The sequence below is a fragment of the Pseudomonas sp. HMWF006 genome (assembly GCF_003061205.1).
In the GTDB taxonomy this organism is placed as follows: domain Bacteria; phylum Pseudomonadota; class Gammaproteobacteria; order Pseudomonadales; family Pseudomonadaceae; genus Aquipseudomonas; species Aquipseudomonas monsensis.
The window spans coordinates 1-1,685 of the sequence record NZ_QAIU01000370.1; the positions used below are offsets into that span (position 1 = coordinate 1).

The following is a 1,685-nucleotide window of genomic DNA, read 5'->3' on the forward strand; positions in this document are numbered from 1 at the left end:
AACTGGGCCGTGACGGTCTACGTGCAAATCCAGAGCAACAACGGGCAGACGCTGACCAGTCGCGTCGACCTGCCAGCGGGGCCGGCACAAACCTTGCTGGTGCCGCTGGTGGCGACCTCGCCGCTGAGCCAGGGCATGAAGGCCGGGCCGCCGATGCCGGTGACCGTCGATGGCCAGCGGATTCTGTTGGCCAGCAGCAGCGGCGAGCTGGATCGCAGCCAGGTGGTGTCGGTCAGTCTGTCGATGGATCAGCCGAAAGTGCCTCAAAGCCTGCTGCTCGAACGTTTCGGCGTACAGGACGGCGATGCGGTGACGCAGGCCGTGTACGGCAATCTGGTGGACGCCTACGGGCAGTCGACCCGTAGCAGATGGCCGGAAAAGGTCACCAGCGACGAACAACTCAAATCTGCTGCCGCCAAAGAGCAGCAACAGCTGAAAACCTGGCTGGCCGAACGCGCCAAGTCCTCGCTGGACAAATTTGGCGGCTGGAACAAGGGCCCGACGTTCAAGGCCAGCGGCTTCTTTCGCACCGAGAAACGTGACGGGCGCTGGTATCTAGTGACCCCTGAGGGCCATCCGTTCTACTCCCTCGGCGTCAACACCGTCAGCCCGGACGTCAACCAGACATACGTGGCCGGTCGCGAATACATGTTCGAATCCCTGCCCAAACCCGACGAACCGCTCGCCAGCCATTTCGGCGAAGGCGATAACCGGGGCGGCAATGGTGCCGATCAGGGCCGCGGTTACGGCAACGGGCGCTGGTACGACTTTTATGCCGCCAACCTGCAGCGGGTCTACGGCGAACCGTGCAAATCGGCCAGTGCAGGCGCATCCGGTGTCGCGGCAGCGGCGAAGACGCAAGCCGCCGAAAGCGTTGCCGCCAACACCGCAGAGCCTGCCGCTGTGCCGACTGAGCCGAAGGCCGGGGTTGCCGAAGCGGCGCAGACCGATGCTGCGCAAGCGACGAACGCCAACGCAGCCGCGCCCTGCACAGCCGCCCTCGATGAGCAGCAATGGGCCAGCCACACCCTTGATCGCCTGCAAGCCTGGGGCTTCAACACGGTTGGCAACTGGAGTGCGCCGCAGTTGGGCGACGCCGAGCGCGTACCGTACACCTTGCCGTTGTCGATCGTCGGCGATTACACCAGCATCAGCACGGGCAGCGACTGGTGGGGCGGCATGCCGGATCCGTTCGATCCACGCTTCGCCATGGCCACCGAACGTGCCGTGGCGATTGCCGCCCGTGATCACCGCGACGATCCCTGGCTGATCGGCTACTTTGCCGACAACGAACTGGCCTGGGCCGGCCCCGGTGACGATCCGCAATCGCGCTACGCGCTGGCCTACGGCACGTTGAAAATGACCACCGACGTGCCGGCCAAACGCGCGTTCCTCAAGCAACTGCGCGACAAATACCGTAATCAGGCGGGGTTGTCGAAGGCATGGGGCATTGATCTGCCGGCTTGGGAACTGATGGAAGACCCGGGCTTCGTGCCGCCGCTGCCGAACCCTGAACACCCGGAAATCGAGGCCGACTTCAAGTACTTCCAGAAGGTCTTTGCCGACACCTACTTCAAAACCATTTCCGACTCGCTGAAATGGCACGCGCCCAATCAGCTGCTGCTCGGCGGCCGTTTCGCCACCAGCACCCCGGAAGCCGTGGCCTCCTGCGCGCAGTATTGCGA

The 1,685-nt window shown here is 64.2% G+C and carries 1 protein-coding gene; it reads left to right on the forward strand.

The genetic code is table 11. The features are described 5' to 3' along the window. Window positions 1-1,685 (forward strand): beta-agarase (locus tag DBR24_RS15135; protein ID WP_128615164.1); only part of this gene is annotated, 1,685 nt, incomplete at both ends.